Source organism: Bacillus infantis NRRL B-14911 (genome assembly GCF_000473245.1).
GTDB classification, from domain to species: Bacteria; Bacillota; Bacilli; order Bacillales; family Cytobacillaceae; genus Bacillus_AB; species Bacillus_AB infantis.
Genome location: NC_022524.1, coordinates 3,112,834 through 3,127,919 on the forward strand (window position 1 = coordinate 3,112,834; position 15,086 = coordinate 3,127,919).

The 15,086-nt window shown below is 45.9% G+C and carries 16 protein-coding genes; all 16 read right to left on the minus strand.

From position 1 onward, the window contains the following. Positions 1-92: 92 nt before the first annotated feature. The 16 genes from aroH to der all read right to left on the minus strand — a co-directional run bounded on the left by aroH (position 93) and on the right by der (position 15,050). The gene (gene aroH, locus N288_RS15775; RefSeq protein WP_009794850.1) at positions 93-458 is read right to left on the minus strand and encodes a chorismate mutase; all 366 of its coding nucleotides are present in this window, start codon (positions 456-458) and stop codon (positions 93-95) included. Further along, positions 455-1,546 carry a 3-dehydroquinate synthase gene (aroB, locus tag N288_RS15780; RefSeq protein ID WP_009794849.1) on the minus strand — a complete coding sequence of 364 codons (1,092 nt, stop codon included), beginning with the start codon at positions 1,544-1,546 and terminating at the stop codon, positions 455-457. The genes aroH and aroB overlap by 4 nt, the downstream gene beginning before the upstream one ends. After that, positions 1,546-2,718 carry a chorismate synthase gene (aroC, locus tag N288_RS15785; protein ID WP_009794848.1) on the minus strand — a complete coding sequence of 391 codons (1,173 nt, stop codon included), beginning with the start codon at positions 2,716-2,718 and terminating at the stop codon, positions 1,546-1,548. Before aroC ends, aroB begins: the two co-directional genes overlap by 1 nt. Before the next feature lie 259 nt (positions 2,719-2,977). Next, complete coding sequence (locus tag N288_RS15790) at positions 2,978-3,751, minus strand: CheR family methyltransferase (protein ID WP_009794847.1); 774 nt, start codon at positions 3,749-3,751, stop codon at positions 2,978-2,980. Between the two features lie 138 nt (positions 3,752-3,889). Next, complete coding sequence (gene ndk / locus N288_RS15795; protein ID WP_009794846.1) at positions 3,890-4,336, minus strand: nucleoside-diphosphate kinase; 447 nt, start codon at positions 4,334-4,336, stop codon at positions 3,890-3,892. 92 nt (positions 4,337-4,428) lie between these two features. After that, positions 4,429-5,391 carry a heptaprenyl diphosphate synthase component II gene (gene hepT / locus N288_RS15800; RefSeq protein ID WP_009794845.1) on the minus strand — a complete coding sequence of 321 codons (963 nt, stop codon included), beginning with the start codon at positions 5,389-5,391 and terminating at the stop codon, positions 4,429-4,431. Positions 5,392-5,519: 128 nt separating this feature from the next. Beyond that, positions 5,520-6,224 (minus strand): demethylmenaquinone methyltransferase, encoded by a 705-nt coding sequence (locus tag N288_RS15805; protein ID WP_009794844.1) that lies wholly within the window; start codon positions 6,222-6,224, stop codon positions 5,520-5,522. A 5-nt stretch (positions 6,225-6,229) separates the two neighbouring features. Beyond that, positions 6,230-7,060 (minus strand): heptaprenyl diphosphate synthase component 1, encoded by an 831-nt coding sequence (locus tag N288_RS15810; RefSeq protein ID WP_035403033.1) that lies wholly within the window; start codon positions 7,058-7,060, stop codon positions 6,230-6,232. 252 nt (positions 7,061-7,312) lie between these two features. Continuing rightward, positions 7,313-7,549: a trp RNA-binding attenuation protein MtrB gene (mtrB, locus tag N288_RS15815; protein ID WP_022544139.1), complete on the minus strand. Its 237-nt coding sequence runs from the start codon at positions 7,547-7,549 to the stop codon at positions 7,313-7,315. A gap of 73 nt (positions 7,550-7,622) precedes the next feature. Further along, positions 7,623-8,189: a GTP cyclohydrolase I FolE gene (gene folE / locus N288_RS15820; protein ID WP_009794841.1), complete on the minus strand. Its 567-nt coding sequence runs from the start codon at positions 8,187-8,189 to the stop codon at positions 7,623-7,625. Between the two features lie 238 nt (positions 8,190-8,427). Continuing rightward, the gene (locus N288_RS15825; RefSeq protein ID WP_009794840.1) at positions 8,428-8,700 is read right to left on the minus strand and encodes an HU family DNA-binding protein; all 273 of its coding nucleotides are present in this window, start codon (positions 8,698-8,700) and stop codon (positions 8,428-8,430) included. Between the two features lie 1,010 nt (positions 8,701-9,710). After that, a complete protein-coding gene (gene spoIVA / locus N288_RS15830; RefSeq protein WP_009794839.1) occupies positions 9,711-11,189 on the minus strand; it encodes a stage IV sporulation protein A in 1,479 nt (492 codons plus the stop codon). 230 nt (positions 11,190-11,419) lie between these two features. Continuing rightward, positions 11,420-12,133 (minus strand): hypothetical protein, encoded by a 714-nt coding sequence (locus N288_RS15835; protein ID WP_009794838.1) that lies wholly within the window; start codon positions 12,131-12,133, stop codon positions 11,420-11,422. A 30-nt stretch (positions 12,134-12,163) separates the two neighbouring features. Then, positions 12,164-12,367 (minus strand): DUF2768 domain-containing protein, encoded by a 204-nt coding sequence (locus N288_RS15840; protein WP_009794837.1) that lies wholly within the window; start codon positions 12,365-12,367, stop codon positions 12,164-12,166. A 304-nt stretch (positions 12,368-12,671) separates the two neighbouring features. Beyond that, entirely contained in the window at positions 12,672-13,724 is a 1,053-nt protein-coding gene (locus N288_RS15845) for an NAD(P)H-dependent glycerol-3-phosphate dehydrogenase (RefSeq protein ID WP_009794835.1), read from the minus strand. A gap of 15 nt (positions 13,725-13,739) precedes the next feature. Next, positions 13,740-15,050, minus strand: coding sequence for a ribosome biogenesis GTPase Der (gene der / locus N288_RS15850; RefSeq protein ID WP_009794834.1), 1,311 nt, complete (start codon positions 15,048-15,050; stop codon positions 13,740-13,742). Positions 15,051-15,086 lie beyond the last annotated feature (36 nt).

Genomic DNA, 15,086 nt, shown 5'->3' on the forward strand with positions numbered 1-15,086 from the left:
GCCCCTCCAACTCTTCTTTCCGCTACCTAATTAAAGTAATAAAGAACTGCTTTTATTTTATCATAAGCGCGCCTGTCTGGTGAGAGGCAGAATCATTTCTTTTCCAAATCAGGCCTGAGGACAACCGCTCCCCCAAGATAAACATGGCTGATCTCCTGCTGGCTCTTTTCTGTATTTAAATGGATCATAACCCGGATGCAAAGCGGCAGAGCGTCCTGTACCGACATTTCACGCATGCACATTACAGGTACATGCTTCCAGCCATCAAGCGTCCGCATGGCTTTGGCAGGGAAACCCTGGTCAATATCATCAGTCGCGGAGATGAATACAGAAGCAACCTCTTCCGGGGCTATGCTGTTTTCATCTATCATTTTCTTTAACAGGAGTTCTGCTGCTGCTGCAATCTCTTTTTCTGTGTTCGATTGCACTGTAATTGCTCCCCTGACACCTCTGATCATTTTTCAGCCCCCTTTATGGCAAACATCTCCAGCGCTTCCTTAAGCTCCCCGTCAGGGATTTCTGAGAGAACCGGATGGCCGATACTATCAAGAAGAACAAAGTTCACTGCTTGCCCGATTGCCTTTTTATCCTTCTTCATCCTGGACAGAAGTTCTGCAGGATGAAGGCCCTCCGGCAATGAAATGGAATAGCCCAGGCCCATCAGCCAGTCCCGGAATTGCCCGGTATCGAAATCGAGTCCGCATTTTTCGATGCTTAGTTCCAGGGCATACAGCATCCCGATGACCACCGCTTCGCCGTGTGTCATTTTTCCATAACCGGATTCCGCTTCAATCGCATGTCCGAGTGTGTGGCCAAAATTCAAGAAGGCCCTGACCCCTGCTTCCTTTTCATCCTCGGAAACAAAAGCATTTTTAACCTGTATGCCTTTCGAAAGAATGAACAGCCATTCCTCATCTTTCATGTCCTTAAGCGAGTGGACATTATCCAGCAGCCAGCAGTAAAAAGAATGGTCCTTAATGAGTGCGTGCTTGACTGCTTCACCAAACCCTGACCTTATCTCCCTATCGGGCAGCGACTTTAAAAAATCCAGGTCATAAACAACAGCTTCAGGCTGATGGAATGCACCAATCATATTTTTGCCTTCAGGATGGTTGATGCCTACCTTGCCTCCCACTGCGCTGTCATGCGCAAGTATGGTTGTCGGAACCTGGATGAACGGGATGCCCCTCATGAAGGTAGCGGCAGCAAAGCCGGCGAGATCTCCCACTGCTCCTCCCCCCAGGGCGATGACAGCCGATTTCCTATCAAGTTTCTTTTCAAGAGCAAAAGTCAAAGCTGCATAATAAACGTCAAACGTTTTTGCTTTTTCCCCGCTTGGAACAATATGTATAGAAGGATTAAATTCAGCAAGGGCTTCTTTCACCCTGTCAAGATGCAGGGATGCTACTGTCTCATCCGTTATAATCAGCAGGCTGGTCAGGCCGGGAAGCTTCTCTCTAAGCAAGCCGCCCAGTTCTCTCACAGCACCGGCGCCGATCAGGACCGGATATTCTTTTGAAGGGGTTTTAATGGTGATGGTCTCCATTAAAATTCCCTCGCATATTTCCGCTGTGCATTTACACTATCAATCAGAGCATCCATTCTGTCTGCATAAAACTGGCCGCATATAGCGGAGGCCAGTTCCCAGGCAACGACATTTTCTGCAACAACGGCAGCAGCAGGGACAGCGCAGCTGTCAGACCGCTCAATGCTTGCAGTGAATGGCTCTTTCGTTTCGATGTCTACACTCTGCAGCGGCTTATACAGGGTAGGAATCGGCTTCATAACACCTCTTACTACAATCGGCATCCCTGTAGTCATACCGCCTTCAAATCCTCCAAGGCGATTAGTTTTCCTGGTATAGCCATCTTCACTATTCCAGGCAATCTCGTCATGGACCTCGCTTCCAGGCTTGCGAGCAGCCTCAAACCCCAGTCCGAATTCGACTCCTTTGAATGCATTGATGCTAACAATGGCAGCAGCCAGCTTTGCATCCAGCTTCCTGTCATAATGGACATATGATCCAACGCCTGCAGGCATACCTTCAACAATTACTTCGACAATCCCGCCGATTGAATCGCCATTGGCCTTTGCATCGTCAATGGCCTGCATCATCCTTGGCTCTGCTTCCGGATCAAGGCAGCGGACCGGAGAGTTTTCCGTCCTTTCCTTTACTTCGGCCAGGCTTTCATACGAAGCAGCGGCAGATTGGATCCCGCCGATTTCAACTACATGTGAGGCGACTTCAATTCCCAGCAGACTGAGCAGCTTCTTAGCTGCAGCTCCGGCTGCCACCCTGACTGTCGTTTCCCTGGCAGATGAACGCTCCAATACATTGCGCATGTCGCGGTGCCCGTACTTGATGGCACCGTTCAAATCTGCATGCCCTGGGCGCGGCCGTGAGATTTTCCTCTTTATTTCGCTTTCTTCTTCAGGAGAAACCGGCTCCTGGCCCATAACTTTTGTCCAGTGCTTCCAGTCGTTATTCTCTACTTCAAGTGCGACCGGTGAACCTAAAGTGTAGCCATGGCGGATTCCGCCGGCAATTTGCACGGTATCCTTTTCAATCTGCATCCGCCTTCCGCGGCCATGGCCTTTCTGCCTTCTGGCCAGTTCGGCATTAATATCTTCTTCGAGCAGCGGCATTCCTGCCGGCAGCCCTTCAATAATAACGGTCAGCTGAGGACCGTGTGATTCACCTGCTGTTAAGTATCTCAAAACTCTTTCCCCCTTCAACTCATTAAAGGATTATGTACCAATATATCACACACACTATCATTAGCATAGCAAAAATTAAGAATTTTTCAGACAGCTGGCGAAAAAAACTCATTCAGCCTCTCCCGGCAAGTTCCCCTCCTGTTTGCCGATGATGCCATTTTAGCATGCCTTCAGCGGCACTACAAAAACAAGTGCAATAAGCAATCCTTCTTATAATAGAAAAAAACCATGAAGACCTCTTCACAGTTTTTACTTCCCTCTATTTTTTCCTGTAAAAAAACGTGTCCTCCGTTGCCAGCCCATACAGGCCGGGATTGAAGATCTGCTCTGTACTGCCTACAAAGAACAGCCCTCCGGGCTTCAAGGCTCCGCTGAACTTGTGGTAAAGCCCATCCTTTGCTTCTTCTGTAAAATAAATAAGGACATTCCGACATACGATTAAATCATACGGACCTCCGAAAGGATCAGACAGCAGATTCTGTTTTTTAAAGACAACAGTCTTTTTTATCTCGTCTGATATTTTGTAAAGGCTTCCTTCTTGTGTAAAGTACTTCTTTTTCATCTCAAGAGGCATCTCATTCAGAGATCTCTCCTGGTAAATGCCTGCCTGCGCTCTTGCCAGCACTTTTTCGTCAATATCTGTAGCAAGCACCTGGATTTGAGAGAGAGGCAAGAATTTTGCCAGAATCATGGCAATCGTATAAGGCTCCTCTCCTGTGGAGCAGGCTGCGCTCCATACCTTCAGCCTGCCTCCTCTGGCAGACATAGCAGGCAGCAGCTGAGTTTCAAGTATGTCCCACCGTTTCGCATTCCGGTAAAACTCAGATACATTAATGGTCATGCGATCAAGGAACTCATCCAGCAATTCTTTATTCCTGCTTAACCCCTGGTAGAAATCCGAAAAAGAATGGTACCCTTTTTTTTCATAAAGAGATATAAGGCGCCTTTTCATCTGCGCCTCTTTATAAAGTGAAAGATCGATTCCTGTCTTTGTTTTAATCTGTCTGATGAACTCCTGATATTCCCCCGGCATTTCTGTTCTCCCTTATTGCTTATTTAAAACTAGTATAGCTGAAAAAAGAGAAAGGAGAGTGTTTTTTTTCTATATTTCGCCAAAAAATGTGTATGCGGTTACAAAAAAAGACACTTGCAGGCAAGTGTCTTTAATGGATTAGTTAACCCAGTCATTAATCAGTTTGGAATAGCCGGCAAGCTCGGATTCGTTGAAGAAAAGGCCGATTTCACATTCTGCACTCTCAGGAGAGTCTGAGCCGTGAATGATATTCTTGCCTACCGTTACGGCAAAATCTCCGCGGATTGTCCCTGGGGCAGCATCCTTAGGATTTGTGGATCCCATCATCTGGCGGGCTGTCGCAATAACATTTTCCCCTTCCCAAACCATTGCAAATACCGGTCCGGAAGTAATGAAATCAACAAGTTCACCAAAGAATGGGCGCTCTTTATGCTCTCCGTAATGCTGCTCAGCCAGTTCCTTTGAAATAACCATCAATTTACCGCCGGCAAGCTGAAAGCCTTTTTTCTCAAAACGGCTGACAATTTCACCGACAAGGTTGCGCTGGACGCCGTCAGGCTTGACCATTAAAAATGTTTTCTCCATTGTCTCCACTCCTAAAATCTTATGTATGAACAGCTCTATAATAGAGACATCCATGGAGAATAGTATCATTTTTTCGACAATTCTGCAACCGCTTAAAACTTTCTCTTGCCAATAAATTTAGCAATATCCCGGAGCGATTTTTTGGCCCTGTTTTGCGGAAGGGTATCAAGGACTGCAAGCGCCTTGGACAAATATTGGTTGCTGACAGTAAAGGAACGCTCAATTGCGCCGGAATTTTTAATCAGGGATATCACTTTTTCAATTTCTTTTCTATCCATCGTTTCATTCACTTTAACGATTTCCCGGCGAATGTCTTCGTCCTCCATGGCAAATAGGACAGGCAGCGTAATATTCCCCTGGAGCAGGTCTCCCCCTGCAGGCTTTCCAAGTTCCTTCTCCGTTCCCGTGAAATCAAGGATATCATCGGTAATCTGAAAGGACATCCCAACATAGTAGCCGAATTTGTACAGCTTCTTGTGGATGCTTTCATCTACTCCGGCAGCAACTGCCCCAAGCTGGCAGCTTGCCGCAATCAGCAGTGCCGTCTTTCTTTTGATCCTCAAGAGGTAGTCCCTGAGGTTCTGGTCAAATCGGTATTTGTCCTTGATCTGCTCAATTTCCCCCACACAAACCTCCACAATGGTCTTTGCCAGGATTTCATGGGCTTCCGGCCGCTCTATTTCCGTCATCACTTCGAGGGACTTGGCAAAAATATAATCGCCTGTATACATAGCCGTCCGGTTGTCCCATTTCGCTTTGATGGTGGGTTTCCCCCTGCGCAGCTCTGCATCATCAATTACATCATCATGCACCAGGGAAGCCATATGGATGAGTTCCAGTGCTACAGCCACTTTTTTTATCTCGCTGATATCATAGGAACCGAATTTTGCAGACAGCAAAACAAAAACAGGACGGATTCTTTTTCCTCCTGCCTGCAGCAGATGCATGGATGCATTTCGCAATAAAGGAGACTCTGCCTGCACGGTCTCCTCTAATGACTGTTCAATAATATTAATGTCAGAATCTAAAAATGAATACATCATCTTTAATTTCATCTTGTATCCACCCAGCTTTAATCATGTTTGCAAGCCTGTTAAATCGACGAGCAACAAGTACTTATTTTCTCGGGGCCTGCCAGTCTCGGAAAGCCCCATCTTTCTCCGGCTGCAAACAGATGCAGAACTTACTTCAAGCCGGTATGGACAGCAGCAACTCCACCGCTGTACGGCTTGAAGGATACATTACTGAAGCCAGCGCTCTCAAACATCGCAGCAAGCTCCTTCATGCCTGGAAAATCTCTTGCCGACTCCTGGAGCCAGGAATATTCTTTATAGCTTTTCGCAAACACCCTTCCAAACAGCGGCATGATGTAGCGGAAATAAGCATAATAGAGCTGCTTGTAGCCGAACATGGTCGGCTGGGAGGTTTCCAGGCATACTGCCATCCCGCCCGGCTTAAGGACCCGGTTCATTTCCTTCAGGACCTGCATATAATCCGGGACATTCCTCAGGCCAAAGCCAATGGTGACATAATCAAAAGAATTGTCTTCAAACGGCAGCTCCATCGCATTGCCGTGAGTGAGCTCCACCTGGGACAAATTCCTGCTTTTCACCTTTTCCTCGCCGATCTTCAGCATATTTTTACTGAAATCCAGCCCTTTGACTTCACCTTCAGTACCGACAGCTTCTGCAAGCGCAATGGTCCAGTCTGCAGTCCCGCAGCATAGATCCAGTGCTTTCTGCCCTTTTTGGACATTCATCTTTTTCATGGTATCCCTGCGCCATCGCTTATGCTGCTGGAAGCTGATGACAGAATTCATCTGGTCATAATTTCCGTATATTTTCTCGAATACGCCGTGTACGCGCTCTGCTTTGGATTGTTGTTCCATAAGGGTCACCCTTCTTCTGCAATTGATTTTGTCATGGGTTGATGCTGGTCAAGAATGGAATGGATCCGCTCCTCCAGCAGGCTATTAAGGAAAGGGACAGCTTTCATGCCTTTGTCAATCATATCTTTAGAATGATCGATATAGCGGTTGGCTATCAGAAGAAGATATCTTTTCTGCTCAGCAGACAGGTCGGCAAGCTCTTGTTCCTTTTTAGGGAATACGAGGCGTTTAAGTCGTTCAAACAGAAACGATGTCCCCTGATCCAGATAGCGTCCCCTTTCTTCCATGAGTCTCTTCATCAGCAGAAGGTGGGATGACAGTTCGGTCCATGCCGGCTTGTTAAAGCATTCTGCAATTTTTGAGAACAGTGAGGACTCTATCAGCCTGACGCTTTCCATCAGTCCTTCGACATTTTCCGTTTCATGCTGGTATACAGAGATTTTATGCTCGTTCACTTCTTTGATGCCGTCCGACAGCAGCCGGATCATTCCAATATCCTTTGATTCCGAGAGAATCTTATAATATAAGCTGCTGTAGTAAATGCCGGCGAGGACCGTAAGCTGCCTGTTTTTTTGCATTTCGCCGGCGATTTGTGTATTGCTGACCTGTTCATGGGTATCAAGGGCGACTTGTATAAGCATGGCTGTCACTGAGTAGTCATTCTTCTGCTTCTGAGTCAATTCAGCTTCATTGAGCATGGAGACAAGAAGGAGCAGCTTATCCTGATCGATAACCGGCTCATCAATATATTTAAGCAGGTAGGGGTGGAGAACCTTTCCCTCAATCTGCTTCCGGACATATTCCATATTTATTTTAATATCCTGCAATCTGATCACCCTTGTTCCCCGAAGGTCATTTATGTATTTCCTATGATGCTCGTGCATTCGTTTTATATAAAGCGGTGCTGGTCTGGGCGCTACCCATATAGCATTCGCCATTAGGGGCCATTTTAATATTGTCCACAATGAAACAGAGACAATTATATCATAAAAGGGGTTGCCGTGGCAGATTATATTGAAACTTATGTTCCGCCAGAAGCAAAAATGCCAGGCTTAAAGAGCACTCTGGAAATTTCGGATGCTCTGCCCCTATTTTTTCGCTTCGCTTTCCACTTCTCCATAGCATGTCATGATGGAGGCATTGCCCCTGATTTTTATTGCGGAAGTATGCTCGGTGAATTGAGCGATCATGACTTCCCCTTTATCAAGTTTTTCAGAATGGTGAAAGCGCGTGTCTGAGCCTCTGGTCAGCCCGATTACATTCACGCCGTCTTCTTTTGCTTTAATTACCACATAGTCTCCTGCCGGATTATTTCTTGTTTCCATATCCTTCACTCCTTCAAGCCGCAATCGGCCAAGATAAAAGGCTAAAAGCAGTACTTTCAGCCTCCGGGACAGATTAATCTTTAATTAATGAAAGGACTTCAGCCCTGGCCCTGGCATCCTCTGCCAAAACACCTCTTACAGCAGAAGTGACAGTTTTGGAACCAGGCTTTTTAACGCCTCTCATCGTCATGCACATATGCTCAGCCTCTACGATGACCATTACACCGTGGGGCTCCAATTTTTTCATGATAGCATTCGCTACAGTTGAGGTAATCCGCTCCTGCAGCTGCGGTCTTTTTGCCACGGCCTCGACGGCCCTTGCAAGCTTGCTGAGCCCGGTCACCCTTCCATTCCGGGGGATATAGGCAACATGAGCCTTCCCAAAGAAAGGTACCAGATGGTGCTCACACATACTGTAGAATGGGATGTCCTTTACAAGAACAAGCTCCTCATGCTCTTCTCCAAAAATAGTTTCAAAGTATTCTTCAGGATCCTGTCCGATCCCCATAAAAACCTCTTCATACATCTTGGCCACACGCTTTGGTGTATCGAGCAGGCCTTCGCGGTTAGGGTCTTCTCCGATTGCTTCTAATATAGAACGCACCGCTTCTTCGATTTGGGCGCGGTTGACATTTGCCATGATTCATCCTCCTAAACCATATCTCTCTAGTGCCTTTACCCCTACATATTAGCACATCCATTTCCAAACAGGCAAAATACAAGGTGTGAGGCTTGTGACCTCGGTGCAGCACTGGATGATGATCAAGAATTGCTCATGGCCTGCAACTTACCATTTATATATTCCCAAGCAAAAATAAAAGGCCGCGAAGAATTTCGCGGCCTTTTGCTCAAGCATAAGCTTAAAGCACGGTATGTACTTATTTAACAGCGTCTTTAAGCGCTTTACCTGGTTTAAAAGCAGGAACTTTGCTTGCAGCGATTTCGATTTCATCACCCGTCTGCGGGTTGCGGCCCTTACGTGCAGCGCGCTCGCGGACTTCAAAGTTTCCGAAACCGATCAATTGTACTTTATCACCATTTTTAAGTGCGTTAAGAATAGTATCAAATACAGCGTCAACTGCTTTAGTAGCGTCCTTTTTAGAAAGCTCGCCAGCTTCAGCAACTGCGTTAATTAGTTCTGTCTTGTTCATGCCTTTCACCTCCTCCCAAAAATCTTGCCCTGATAAGGATCTTATCATCATTTGTAAACAAATTTACGGAATTCTATACGTCGTGATGATTGGCATACCTTATATTAAATGAACGGCATGAAGATTTCAATCTTTTTTGCTAAAAAACCTTAATATATAAGGGTTTTCGCGGCCACGACGGTAATTCTGTTAAAAGATTATCATAATCATCTGGGCATATCAAGAAATATTCATTAATTAATGGTAATCTTTTCTTATTTGAAACAAACTTGTAATAAGACACCCTTTTTTGTTACCCAAATCACTATTTTTCAAAACATATATCCTATTTTAACAATTGGCTTACCTAGGGCTCCTTGTTGATAACGGAAGCTTTCAGTCTGGCATTCAGCACTGCTCTAAGGAATCAAGCTAAGTTTCATACGACTGAGTACAGATTAACAGCAATGTTTAACACAGCCAATTGATAAGGCTCTTTTCTCATAGATTGTTGCTATTTTGCCTTCCTTATAAGAGGTGATAAATTACACCTTCAGGAGGCAAATGCTGCTAGTGCTTGCCATAGCGACATGCTGAAAAATAAGCGGAGAATTTCCCCCTAAGTTTGAAAAAACTCTAAAAACAGCTCAAATAGACGGAGAAATTCCGTCTATCGACTCAAAAAACAAGAAAATGGGCATTTTCGCTCCACATAACCGGAAATTATCCGCTTATTTACAATCACCCAGACCATATTCAGCAGCTTAACCGGAAATTCTCCCCTTATTTTAAGGCTTGCTGGTCACTCAAATAAGAATAAGACTTCCTGTTTTTTTAAAACCACTCCTGCCCTGTTAGCCCAAAAAACCTTTCTTCACGCGATACCAAAAAATGTAAATCATTCTTTATAATCATTAAAAGCAACAATCTTTACGGTAAGAGCCCTTGATAAAGTTCCAAAACGGTCCCCAGTATACCACGTAAAAAAGAAGCGCTAAAAAGGGCAGCTTCCGCTGCCCTTCAGATTTTCATTATAGGATGATGGCAATCAGGCCGCCGGATCCTTCATTGATGATTCTTTCCAGCGTTTCCTTCAGCTTGTATCTGGCGTTTTCAGGCATGAGAGAAAGCTTTGCCTGAATTCCTTCTCTTACGATGGAGCTGAGGGAGCGGCCAAATATATCAGAATTCCAGATGGATAGAGGATCGTCTTCAAAATCCTGCATCAGATAGCGGACAAGCTCCTCGCTTTGCTTCTCAGTGCCTATGATCGGGGCAAACTCGGATTCGACATCCACCTTGATCATATGGATGGAAGGCGCCACCGCTTTGAGGCGTACCCCGAAGCGTGCTCCCTGGCGGATGATTTCTGGCTCATCAAGGCTCATATCAGCAAGCGACGGTGCTGCTATGCCGTAGCCGGTCTGCTTCACCATTTTCAGCGCATCCGAAATCTGGTCATACTCAGCTTTCGCATGGGCAAAGTCCTGCATCAGTTCAAGAAGATGATCCTTACCGCGGATTTCAACCCCCACAATTTCTTTCAAAATCTCATCATATAGGTCATCCGGGGCAAAGAGGTCGATCTCTGCAACCCCCTGGCCCATTTCTATTCCGGCGAGGCCTGCCCTGTCTATGAATTCATAGTCGCTGAAAAGGTGGACAACACGGTCTACATCTCTCAGCCGTTTGATATCCTTGACGGTTTCCTTCACAGCTTCCTGGTAGCTCTCGCGGAGCCAGTGATTCTCCCGCAGGACCATCACCCAGCTTGGCAGGTTGACATTTACTTCGAGTACCGGGAATTCGTACAATGCTTCACGCATTACGCTCAATACGTCTGTTTCCCTCATGCTTTCCACGCTCATGGCCAGCACTGGAATGTCATACTTCTCAGACAGCTGGACTCTCAGCGCTTCAGTGTTCGGGTGGTGAGGCTGGACGCTGTTGACGACCATGATGAAAGGTTTGCCGACCTCTTTCAGCTCCTCAATGACTCTTTCCTCAGCCTCGAGATAATTCGTGCGCGGTATTTCCCCGATTGTACCGTCTGTTGTGATGACAACACCAATCGTTGAATGCTCCTGGATGACTTTTCTTGTCCCGATCTCCGCTGCTTCATGGAAGGGGATCGGTTCTTCATACCAAGGTGTAGTAATCATTCTTGGACCATTTTCATCTTCATAGCCTTTGGCTCCAGGCACTGTATAGCCGACACAGTCGACGAGCCTGATGTTGACATCCAGCCCCTCTGCCACCTGGACGGCAGCTGCCTGATTAGGGACGAATTTGGGCTCTGTCGTCATGATGGTTTTTCCTGCCGCACTTTGCGGGAGTTCGTCCTGTGTGCGCGCCCGGTCTGCCTCATTGCTCATATTCGGAAGCACCACCAGCTCCATGAACTTTTTGATAAACGTGGATTTACCAGTGCGGACGGCACCAACTACCCCGAAATAAATATCGCCGCCTGTTCTTTCGGCAATATCTTTAAAAATATCTACCTTTTCCAAGTGATCCCCTCCTGAATCTTGAGTTAGTGGGATAATATTATCCTATCATTCAATTATTTTTGGACATTATATAACTATGACGTTGTCCTATTTCTTTATGACAGTTTTTTTATTTTTATCCCCTTACTCTCCCGCTTTGAAAAAGCACACTCTCTCTATACGCTGGAAAATTGCTTTTAAAAAAGAAAAACCCTTCTCCTATAATATATTTTGCAGAAGAAGGGTTATGACTATTTCGCCAAAAAGATTGGTTCTCCTTTGGCATTGATTGTATAAGGAAGCGAATAGGCAGGGACAAAGAGGGAATCTTTCCCAAGGAGCGAGCGTATATCATCGCCTTCCTTATATCCATGCTCTTTGTTATTTTCCAGCGCCTCATAGAGATCCGGCAGATAGTCTACGTAAACGTCTCCATTTCCTGAGACAACAAAGTGGAGATCGCGGCTGGTGTACGGACTCACTGCCAGCGGTTCCTCTTTAAAGCCAAGGGCTGCATAATCGAGTGTATAGACATTATCGGCGATTTTCTCTTTATATGGCGGATATCCCTGCAGCTTGATGCGTACTTTAATATCCCTGATCGCCTCAGCCATCCTGAGGTCGAAGAGCTTGACTTTTGGATCTTCTTCCGCATCCATGATTACGTACTGGAAGATGCCTCCGGATTCAAAGCTGTTCCCTGGCGGCTCGGCCATATATTTTGGCGAGATTTTCTTGAAATCTATCGGATATTTCTGGTAAATAGGTGTATCTTCCTCCCTCGTCTTTATAGGAAGGATGCCTCCATTGTCTTCCTGAAACTGATCAACAGCACTCTGGACAGAATTGACCTGATCCTGATATGGTGTCTGATTCTGCGAAAGCTTGTCCTCCGGATACATGCATCCGGCAAGCAGAAAGGATAAAACCGCTGTCATTGACAGCATGGCTAGCTTCTTTTTCATAGATTCCAATCCTTCAGGTTTTTAAATTTGTTATTCATTGGTAGGTCCGCTCAAAACGACAAACAGAATGATTAACCCGGAAACAATCATTAACAGATACGCAACAAGGGCAGATATGAATTTAAGCGGTTTATTGTTTAATTTATACCGGCTCAGATAAATCATTAATATTGATATGAACATGAACCCCATTGAAGCTAAAGATACCCACATCTTCATTAAAGCAGGCGACATTGTCTCACTCCCTTTTCCGAAATGTATTATATCATACAGGCTGAAAATGAATCAAAAGCATTTCTCTTAAAATGCTGGCGCCAGCATGGATATTTCGATGTACTTTCACAAAAAAAGAGCCAAAGCAAAGATGGGGCAATCTCTGCTTTGGCCTTATGCGACTAAATAACCCATGCACCCTGTTCATATCACCAGTTTGCTTCGTTGCATTGTATGCAGGAAGTTCCTTTCCCGCATCCTCGAATGCCTAAATTTTGATGCTCAGGCTAAAATAAATATCTTCTCTTGCAGCAAAACATATCATTCACTTGTCGATCCTGTCTTCAAGTACATTTGCAAGGTCTTCCATTTCATGCGTTTTCCCTCTTGCCATCAGCTTGTCGACAGATTCCTTCGGGTCGGCTCCATTAAACAGCACTTCATACAGCGCTTCAGTAATAGGCATTTTCACATTGTATTTTTCAGCGAGCTGGTATGCAGCTTTCGTGGTTCTGACGCCTTCAACAACCATTCCCATATTATCCAGGACTTCCTGCAGGCTATGACCTTTCCCAAGAAGGTTTCCTGCCCTCCAGTTGCGGGAGTGGACGCTCGTACAAGTGACGATCAGATCGCCGATTCCGGTTAATCCCGAGAAAGTCAGCGGACTTGCACCCATTTTGGTGCCAAGCCTGGCAATCTCGGCTAGCCCCCTTGTGATAAGGGCCGCTTTGGCATTATCTCCATAGCCGAGGCCATCGGTGATCCCTGCTGCCAAGGCTATGATATTCTTGAGCGCTCCGCCGATTTCCACGCCAATGATATCAGGATTTGTGTATACCCTGAAGTTATGGTTTATAAAAAGATCCTGTACATGCTCTGCCGCCTCAATGTTCTTTGAGGAAACAGTGACTGTTGTCGGATGGCGGAGGCTCACTTCCTCTGCATGGCTTGGACCGGAAAGGACCACAACGCTCCCGAGGGCTTCACTTGTGATTTCTTCCTCAATCATTTCTGATATCCTCAGCAATGTATCCGGTTCGATCCCTTTGCTGACATGTACGATAGTTAGAGGCACACGCTGAAATTCATTAATCTTACCGGCAACTTCCCTGATGGCTTTTGTCGGCACCGCCAAAATCAGCGTATCAACACCATCAAGGGCTTCTTCCAGTGAGCTGAAGCCTTGAATGCCTGAAGGCAATTTGATATCAGGCAAATATTTTTGATTGGTGTGCTGTTCATTGATTTCCTTGATCTGTACAGGGTTATGCCCCCAGAGCCTGACCTGGCGGCCATTGTCAGCCAGCACCATGGCGAGTGCCGTGCCCCAGCTGCCTGCACCGGCAACGGTTATCTTGCTCGATTGATCCAGCATACACTCACACCCTTTTTATTTTCTTTCCCGTGCAAATATCTTAATTGGAGTACCTTCAAATCCAAAAGCATCTCTTATGCGGTTTTCAAGGAAACGCTCATAGGAGAAATGCATAAGTTCAGGATCATTGACAAATACCACAAAGACAGGCGGCTTGACGGCCACTTGAGTCGTATAGTAAATCCGCAGACGCTTTCCTTTATCGGTAGGCGTTGGATTCATCGCCACCGCATCCATGACAACATCATTCAGGACACTCGTTTCCACACGCATGCTATGGTTCTCACTTGCCTGGTTGATCTGCGGAATCAATGTATGGATCCGCTTCTTTGTTAAGGCAGACAAGAAGACGATCGGCGCATAGTCAAGGAATTGGAAATGCTCCCTGATATTTGTTTCAAACGCCTTCATTGTTTTTTCATCCTTCTCGACAGCATCCCATTTATTGACGACAATCACGACAGCCCGGCCTGCTTCATGCGCATAGCCCGCAATCTTTTTATCCTGCTCCAGGATGCCTTCATCAGCATCGATGACAACAAGGACGACATCTGAGCGCTCAATGGCTCTTAATGCTCTCAGGACGCTGTATTTTTCAGTGCTTTCGTACACTTTGCCTTTTTTACGCATTCCGGCTGTATCAATGATCACATACTGATCCCCATTGTATGTAAGCAGCGAATCGACAGCATCACGTGTCGTGCCGGCAATATTGGAAACAATGACCCTTTCTTCCCCCAGAATCGCATTGACAAGGGAAGATTTCCCGACATTAGGGCGCCCAATCAGGGAGAACTTGATGACATCATCGCCATAGTCCTTGTCCTTTGTATCAGGAAAATGCTTTGCAGCTTCATCAAGCAGGTCCCCAAGCCCCAGCCCATGGGAACCCGAGATCGGGATTGGCTCACCAAATCCAAGGGCATAGAAATCATAGATCTGGTCGCGCATATCAGGGTTGTCAATTTTATTGACCCCAAGCACGACAGGTTTCTTTGATTTATACAGTATTTTAGCGACTGCTTCGTCAGCTGATGTAACGCCTTCCCGTCCATTAGTCAAGAACAGGATCACATCTGCTTCTTCGATGGCGATTTCAGCCTGCTGCCTGATCTGCTCAAGGAAAGGCTCATCTCCTATATCAATCCCGCCGGTATCGATAATATTGAAATCAAGATTCAGCCATTCAGCTGAACTGTAGATTCTATCTCTGGTCACACCAGGTATGTCTTCGACAATGGAGATCCTTTCTCCTACTATTCTGTTGAAAATCGTGGATTTTCCGACGTTTGGACGTCCTACAATGGCGATAACCGGTTTAGCCATGAACATCACCCTTTCACTTTTATATACTTTAAACAC

Bases quoted from the DNA above. Each gene is read 5' to 3' on its own strand.
- aroH (WP_009794850.1), bottom strand. From the start codon at position 458: ATGATCAGAGGTGTCAGGGGAGCAATTACAGTGCAATCGAACACAGAA.
- aroB (WP_009794849.1), bottom strand. From the start codon at position 1,546: ATGGAGACCATCACCATTAAAACCCCTTCAAAAGAATATCCGGTCCTG.
- N288_RS15790 (WP_009794847.1), bottom strand. From the start codon at position 3,751: ATGCCGGGGGAATATCAGGAGTTCATCAGACAGATTAAAACAAAGACA.
- ndk (WP_009794846.1), bottom strand. From the start codon at position 4,336: ATGGAGAAAACATTTTTAATGGTCAAGCCTGACGGCGTCCAGCGCAAC.
- hepT (WP_009794845.1), bottom strand. From the start codon at position 5,391: ATGAAATTAAAGATGATGTATTCATTTTTAGATTCTGACATTAATATT.
- N288_RS15805 (WP_009794844.1), bottom strand. From the start codon at position 6,224: ATGGAACAACAATCCAAAGCAGAGCGCGTACACGGCGTATTCGAGAAA.
- mtrB (WP_022544139.1), bottom strand. From the start codon at position 7,549: ATGGAAACAAGAAATAATCCGGCAGGAGACTATGTGGTAATTAAAGCA.
- folE (WP_009794841.1), bottom strand. From the start codon at position 8,189: ATGGCAAATGTCAACCGCGCCCAAATCGAAGAAGCGGTGCGTTCTATA.
- N288_RS15825 (WP_009794840.1), bottom strand. From the start codon at position 8,700: ATGAACAAGACAGAACTAATTAACGCAGTTGCTGAAGCTGGCGAGCTT.
- N288_RS15835 (WP_009794838.1), bottom strand. From the start codon at position 12,133: ATGAAAAAGAAGCTAGCCATGCTGTCAATGACAGCGGTTTTATCCTTT.
- N288_RS15840 (WP_009794837.1), bottom strand. From the start codon at position 12,367: ATGTCGCCTGCTTTAATGAAGATGTGGGTATCTTTAGCTTCAATGGGG.
- N288_RS15845 (WP_009794835.1), bottom strand. From the start codon at position 13,724: ATGCTGGATCAATCGAGCAAGATAACCGTTGCCGGTGCAGGCAGCTGG.
- der (WP_009794834.1), bottom strand. From the start codon at position 15,050: ATGGCTAAACCGGTTATCGCCATTGTAGGACGTCCAAACGTCGGAAAA.